Origin of the sequence: Embleya sp. NPDC005575 (genome assembly GCF_040605455.1) — a bacterium.
GTDB lineage: Bacteria > Actinomycetota > Actinomycetes > Streptomycetales > Streptomycetaceae > Embleya.
Map to the genome: position 1 here is coordinate 1 of NZ_JBEXCV010000277.1, position 6,147 is coordinate 6,147.

Here is a 6,147-nt window from a genome sequence, read left to right on the forward strand (position 1 = left end):
GTCCAGCCGCTCGCGTGCACCTCGGCGGGGGCCAGCCGCGCCGGCATCACGAAGACTTCGTTCCATCCGGGCCGACGAGGGAGATCGTTCCAGAATCCACCCCGGTGAGCCAGTCGAAGAACGCGCAACCCAGCGCGTCGCGCGCGGCGGTCAGCGCGGCGACCCAGTGCTCCGGCGCGACATCGACGGTGACCAAGCCGTACGCGTCCGACATCGCGAGCACCAGGTCCTTGCCCAATCCCGCGCGGATCTCCTCCGGCGTCATCGGGCATCCCCCGTGGGCGGCGTGGGCGGCGCGACCAGCGGTCGGCCGAGCGCGGCGGCCGGCAGCTTGCGCGCGTATCGCGCGGCCGGGTTCTCCACCGCGATCCGCTCCTGGAGCTTGAGGATGCCCTGGAGCAGCGCCTCCGGCCGAGGCGGACAGCCGGGCACGTACACGTCCACCGGCACGACCTGGTCCACGCCCTTGGTGACGCAGTACGAATCCCAGTACGGCCCGCCACAATTCGCGCAGGACCCGAACGAGATCACGTACTTGGGCTCGGGCATCTGCTCGTACAGCCGCTTGATCGCGGGCGCCATCTTGTCGCTGACCGTCCCCGACACGACCATCAAATCGGCCTGTCGCGGGCCCGGTGCGAACGGGATCACGCCGAGCCGGATGAAGTCGTGCTTGGCCATCGAGGACGCGATGAACTCGATCGCGCAGCAGGCGAGGCCGAAGTTGAACACCCAGAGGGAGTAGCGCCGTCCCCAGTTCAGCACGAGTCGCACCGGGTCAGGCGCGAGCCGGGAGAGCACCCCGAGCCGGGGCGGCGGGAGGTCGACCGGTGTGCGCTCCACCGGTGCGGGTGTCAGGTCCATGCGAGCACGCCCTTCCGCCACGCGTACAGCAGTCCGGTGGCCAGGAAGCCGACGAACACGAACATCTCCACCAGGGTCGCGGTGCCGAAGCCGGGCGCGTCGAACACTGTCGCCCAGGGGAACAGGTAGATCACGTCGACCGCGAAGATGACGTACAGATAGGCGTAGAGGTAGTAGCGGATGTGGACCTGCGCCCACCCCACCCCCACCGGGTCGACGCCGCACTCGTAGGTCGTGAGCTTCTCGTGCGTGGGTACGCTCGGTCGCAGCAGTCGCCCACCGGCGAACGCCACCGCGACGAAGGCCGACGCGACGAGAAGCACCAGACCCACGAGCGCGTACGTTCCGTAGTAGCCCTCCACTTGGCGTCTGCCTCCCGATCGACATTGCCCGAACGTTGCGTGGTCGTTGCGTACGTTTGTGGCACGGGAGTCTAGGGGGGTTGCGCCGGACCTGTCCCCAGTGTCCAGTCCCGCCGACCGGCCGGATCGGCGATACCGCTCCCGAGCCGAAGGTGGTAGGGACAACCCCACCCCCAAGACACCGACCCGCGCCATGGGACCCGCCCACGTCACCGGGCAGAGTTGACCCACCGGATCGGCTTCTCTCCCAGCGAGGCAACTCCATGTCCATGCCCTCACCCGCGACTGCCTACGACGGGTCCACAGGTGATGCCCCGGCCCGAGCGCGGCCGGGCATCCTGCGCGCGCCGTTCACGGTGCGCACGTGGACCGACACGATCCATCTGGTGCTCAACCTGCCCATCGGCATCATCGGCTTCACCTACGCGGTGCTGTTCATCACGCTCGGCGTCGGCCTGACCCCGCTGTTCCTGTTGGGATTGCCGCTGCTGGCGCTGACCCTGATGGGCAGCAGGGCGTTCGGCCGGATGGAGCGGGCCCGGGCGAGCGCACTGCTGGACGAACACGTGCGTGCGCCGGCGCCGCTTCGGCGCCGGCCCGGGCCCATCGGGTGGATCCGGTCCGGCCTGACCGACCGGACCGGATGGCGGGCCAGTCTCTATCTGTTCCTGCAACTGCCCTGGGGAGTCTTCACCTTCGCCGTCACGACGGTGCTGTGGGCGGCCTCGCTGAGCGCGATCACCTATCCGCTCACCCAGCCGCTGTATCGCCGGGCCGACATGCCGGGCGCGATGCTCTGGGGCGACGGGCCGCACGAACCGGGCGCCGACCGCTACCTGGCCGGGCCGGGTCCGGTGTCGCTGACCGTGGCGGCGGGCGTGGTGCTGTTCTTCGCGACCCCGTGGCTGGTCCGCGGGATGGCCAACGTGGATCGGGTAATGGTGCGCGGCCTGCTCGGCCCGGCCTTCCTGTCCGAGCAGGTGCGCGATCTGACCGTGTCCCGGGGGGCCGCCGTCGACACCGCCGCGTCCGACCTGCGCCGGATCGAGCGCGACCTGCACGACGGTGCGCAGGCCCGGCTGGTGGCGCTGGCGATGGACCTGGGCATGGCGAAGGAGAATCTGAGCACGAGTCAGGACACCGAGACCGCGCGGATGGTCGCCTCCGCACACGACGAGGTCAAGCTCGCCCTCCAGGAACTGCGCGACCTGGCCCGAGGCATCCACCCGGCGGTGCTCACCGACCGGGGTCTGGACGCGGCGCTGTCCTCGATCGCGGCCCGCTGCACGGTCCCGGTCCGGGTCGAGGTGGACCTGCCCGATCGACCGCCCGCCCCGATCGAGTCGGTCGCCTACTTCTGCGCGTCCGAGCTGCTGACCAACGTCTCCAAGCACGCGCGCGCCTCGCACGCGTGGGTGACGGTGGGTCACCAGGACGGCCGGATGTACCTGATCGTCGCCGACGACGGCGCGGGCGGCGCCTCGACGGGCAAGGGATCCGGCCTGGCCGGCCTGATCGAGCGGGTGCGCGGCGTGGACGGCACGCTCACCGTGGACAGTCCCGACGGCGGGCCCACCAGGGTCACCGTGTGGCTGCCGCTGTGAGGATCCGCCGGGCCTGAGATTCGACCCGCCCGCGGTACGCCGCATCGACTCGAATCCGGAAGACTGTAGCCGCACCCGCTCTTCGGGTGCGGCTACCGGATTTGGGGGATGTGAACGCTGTGCGCGTCGTCATCGCTGAGGATTCCGTACTACTCAGAGACGGTTTGTCCCGTCTGTTGACCGCTCGTGGCCACGAGGTCGTCGGCGAGGTCGGGGACGCCGAGCAACTGGTCACCGTCGCGGGACAGCTGCGCCCCGACGTCTGCGTCGTGGATGTGCGGATGCCGCCCACACACACCGACGAGGGCATTCGGGCGGCGGTGCGGATGCGGGCGACCCTGCCCGAGGTGGGCGTGCTTGTCCTGTCACAGTACGTCGAGGAGCAGTACGCGACGGAACTGCTGGCGGGCAACACCAGCGGCGTCGGCTATCTACTCAAGGACCGGGTCGCCGACGTCGGCGACTTCGTCGCGGCGGTCGAGCGGGTCGCGAGCGGTGGCACCGCGCTCGACCCCGAAGTGGTCTCCCAGCTCCTCGGCCGCTCCCGCAAGCGCGACGTGGTGGAAAAGCTCACACCGCGCGAGCGCGAAGTGCTCGGTCTGATGGCCGAGGGACGCACGAACGCGGCGGTCGCGCAGGCCCTGGTGGTGTCGGACGGCGCGGTGGAGAAGCACGTCAGCAACATCTTCGGGAAGCTCGGCCTCGCACCCAGTGACACCGATCACAGACGCGTCCTCGCGGTACTCGCGTATCTCGGATCCTGACATCGTAGGGATCGAATTACTGGACCCATGCAATCATCCGGTCGATCGGAGCCGCCGTCCCATCTCCGGGTGGGCTCTTGGTTTGCTTGGATATAGGCGGATATGTACCCCCCTGCGGGCCATGTCCGAAGCGTGACGCCGCTCACGTCGCGCGCCAGGGCGGATCCTCGCCCGCTCCGGGGGGCGCCACGGCCCCCGGCTGTGCCGCCGTACGATGAAAACTGCGACATCCGCGCGGTGCGCGGACCAACCGCCGCAGCGCCGAGGAGGTCCTTCCCCGTGACCAAGCAGGTCAAGCAGCTCGACCGGGTAGTGATCCGGTTCGCCGGCGATTCCGGAGACGGAATGCAGCTGACGGGCGACCGTTTCACGTCCGAGACGGCGACGTTCGGAAACGATCTGTCGACCCTTCCCAACTTCCCCGCCGAGATTCGGGCACCCGCGGGCACCCTGCCGGGTGTGTCGAGTTTCCAGCTCCACTTCGCCGACCACGACATCCTGACGCCGGGCGATGCCCCGACCGTCCTGGTCGCGATGAACCCGGCGGCGCTCAAGGCCAACATCCGCGACCTGCCGCGCGGGGCGGAGATCATCGTCAACACCGACGAGTTCTCCAAGCGCGCGATGGCCAAGGTCGGCTACGCGAACAGTCCGCTCGAGGACGGCTCGCTGGACGCCTACAACGTGCACGCGATCCCGCTGACCACGTTGACGGTCGGCTCGCTGGCCGAGTTCGAGATCTCCAAGAAGGACGCCGAGCGGGCGAAGAACATGTTCGCGCTCGGTCTGCTGTCCTGGCTGTACCACCGGCCGACCGAGGCGACCATCGCGTTCCTGCGCAGGAAGTTCGCCAAGCTGCCGGTGATCGCCGAGGCGAACGTCGCGGCGTTCAAGGCGGGTTGGAACTTCGGCGAGACCACCGACGACTTCGCGGTCTCCTACGAGGTGGCCCCGGCCAAGCTGCCGGCCGGGACGTACCGCAACATCACCGGCAACCTCGCGCTGTCCTACGGCCTGGTGGCCGCCGGGCAACTGTCCGAGCTGCCGGTCTACCTCGGTTCGTACCCGATCACCCCGGCCTCGGACATCCTGCACGAGCTGGCCAAGCACAAGAACTTCGGCGTGCGCACGTTCCAGGCCGAGGACGAGATCGCGGGCATCGGTGCCGCGCTCGGCGCGTCCTTCGGCGGCGCGCTCGGCGTGACCACCACCTCCGGTCCGGGTGTCGCGCTCAAGTCCGAGACGATCGGCCTCGCGGTTTCCCTGGAACTGCCCCTGCTGATCATCGACGTGCAGCGCGGCGGCCCCTCGACCGGTCTGCCGACCAAGACCGAGCAGTCCGACCTGCTCCAGGCCATGTTCGGCCGCAACGGCGAGGCGCCGGTGCCCATCGTGGCCCCGCAGACCCCGTCCGACTGCTTCGCGGCCACCATCGAGGCGGCCCGGATCGCGCTGAAGTACCGCACCCCGGTCTTCCTGCTGTCCGACGGCTACCTGGCCAACGGCTCGGAGCCCTGGCGACTGCCCGAGACATCCGAACTGCCGGACCTGCGGGTCGAGTTCGCGACCGAGCCGAACCAGGAGATGCCGGACGGGACCAAGGAGTTCTGGCCGTACAAGCGCGACCCCGAGACGCTGGCCCGCCCGTGGGCGGTCCCCGGCACGCCGGGTCTGGAACACCGCATCGGCGGAATCGAGAAGGCCGACGGGATCGGTTCGATCTCCTACGACCCGGCCAACCACGACCTGATGGTGCGCACCCGGCAGGCCAAGGTGGACGGCATCGCGAAGGACATCGAGCCGCTGTGGGTCGACGACGCGACCGGTGACGCCAAGGTGCTCGTGATCGGCTGGGGTTCCACCTACGGTCCGATCGCTGCCGGTGTCCGCCGGGTACGGGCCGCGGGCGGCAAGGTCGCGCAGGCCCACCTGCGTCACCTCAACCCGTTCCCGGCCAACACGGCCGAGGTCCTCAAGTCGTACGACAAGGTGATCGTCCCGGAGATGAACCTGGGTCAGCTCGCCCTGCTCCTGCGCGGGAAGTTCCTCGTGGACGCCATGTCGTACAACCAGGTTCGCGGTCTGCCGTTCAAGTCCGAGGAACTGGCTCACGTGATCCAGGAAGTGATCGAGAGTGTCTGAGTCTGCGAACGGCGCCGGCGGCTTCCCATCGCTGTCGCTGATCCCGAAGGCCGACGGCAAGCAGTCCATGAAGGACTTCAAGTCGGACCAGGAGGTGCGCTGGTGCCCGGGTTGCGGGGACTACGCGATCCTGGCGGCGGTGCAGGGCTTCATGCCCGAGCTCGGCCTCCGCAAGGAGAACATCGTGTGGGTTTCGGGCATCGGCTGCTCCAGCCGCTTCCCGTACTACATGAACACGTACGGCATGCACTCGATCCACGGTCGCGCGCCGGCCATCGCCACCGGTCTGGCCACCTCGCGCGAGGACCTGTCGGTATGGGTGGTCACCGGTGACGGCGACGCGCTCTCGATCGGCGGCAACCACCTGATCCACGCGCTGCGGCGCAACGTCAACCTGAAGATCCTGCTGTT

7 protein-coding genes are annotated in these 6,147 nt (G+C 69.1%); 4 read left to right on the forward strand and 3 right to left on the reverse strand.

Going from position 1 to position 6,147, the window contains the following annotated elements; translation table 11 throughout:
- Positions 1-46: 46 nt before the first annotated feature.
- Genes ABZS54_RS41665 through ABZS54_RS41675 form a run of 3 tightly spaced genes read right to left on the reverse strand, consistent with a single transcriptional unit; the run spans position 47 to position 1,226 of the window.
- On the reverse strand, positions 47-265 hold the full coding sequence (locus tag ABZS54_RS41665) for a hypothetical protein (RefSeq protein ID WP_355548262.1): 219 nt from the start codon (positions 263-265) through the stop codon (positions 47-49).
- Positions 262-864: an NADH-quinone oxidoreductase subunit B family protein gene (locus ABZS54_RS41670; RefSeq protein ID WP_355548265.1), complete on the reverse strand. Its 603-nt coding sequence runs from the start codon at positions 862-864 to the stop codon at positions 262-264. Before ABZS54_RS41670 ends, ABZS54_RS41665 begins: the two co-directional genes overlap by 4 nt.
- A complete protein-coding gene (locus ABZS54_RS41675) occupies positions 855-1,226 on the reverse strand; it encodes an NADH-quinone oxidoreductase subunit A (RefSeq protein ID WP_355548268.1) in 372 nt (123 codons plus the stop codon). The genes ABZS54_RS41670 and ABZS54_RS41675 overlap by 10 nt, the downstream gene beginning before the upstream one ends.
- 263 nt (positions 1,227-1,489) lie before the next feature.
- Between ABZS54_RS41675 and ABZS54_RS41680 the strand changes: the two genes are divergently transcribed.
- The 4 genes from ABZS54_RS41680 to ABZS54_RS41695 all read left to right on the forward strand — a co-directional run.
- Entirely contained in the window at positions 1,490-2,830 is a 1,341-nt protein-coding gene (locus ABZS54_RS41680) for a sensor domain-containing protein (protein WP_355548270.1), read from the forward strand.
- 119 nt (positions 2,831-2,949) lie between these two features.
- Positions 2,950-3,594: a response regulator transcription factor gene (locus ABZS54_RS41685; RefSeq protein WP_355548272.1), complete on the forward strand. Its 645-nt coding sequence runs from the start codon at positions 2,950-2,952 to the stop codon at positions 3,592-3,594.
- 279 nt (positions 3,595-3,873) lie between these two features.
- Entirely contained in the window at positions 3,874-5,736 is a 1,863-nt protein-coding gene (locus ABZS54_RS41690; protein WP_355548274.1) for a 2-oxoacid:acceptor oxidoreductase subunit alpha, read from the forward strand.
- The coding region (locus ABZS54_RS41695; protein WP_355548276.1) for a thiamine pyrophosphate-dependent enzyme at positions 5,729-6,147 on the forward strand (419 nt) is incomplete at its 3' end. The genes ABZS54_RS41690 and ABZS54_RS41695, both read left to right, overlap by 8 nt.

Excerpts from the sequence above, each read along its gene's own strand:
- ABZS54_RS41665 (WP_355548262.1), bottom strand. The coding sequence starts at position 265 with ATGACGCCGGAGGAGATCCGCGCGGGATTGGGCAAGGACCTGGTGCTC.
- ABZS54_RS41670 (WP_355548265.1), bottom strand. The coding sequence starts at position 864 with ATGGACCTGACACCCGCACCGGTGGAGCGCACACCGGTCGACCTCCCG.
- ABZS54_RS41680 (WP_355548270.1), top strand. The coding sequence starts at position 1,490 with ATGTCCATGCCCTCACCCGCGACTGCCTACGACGGGTCCACAGGTGAT.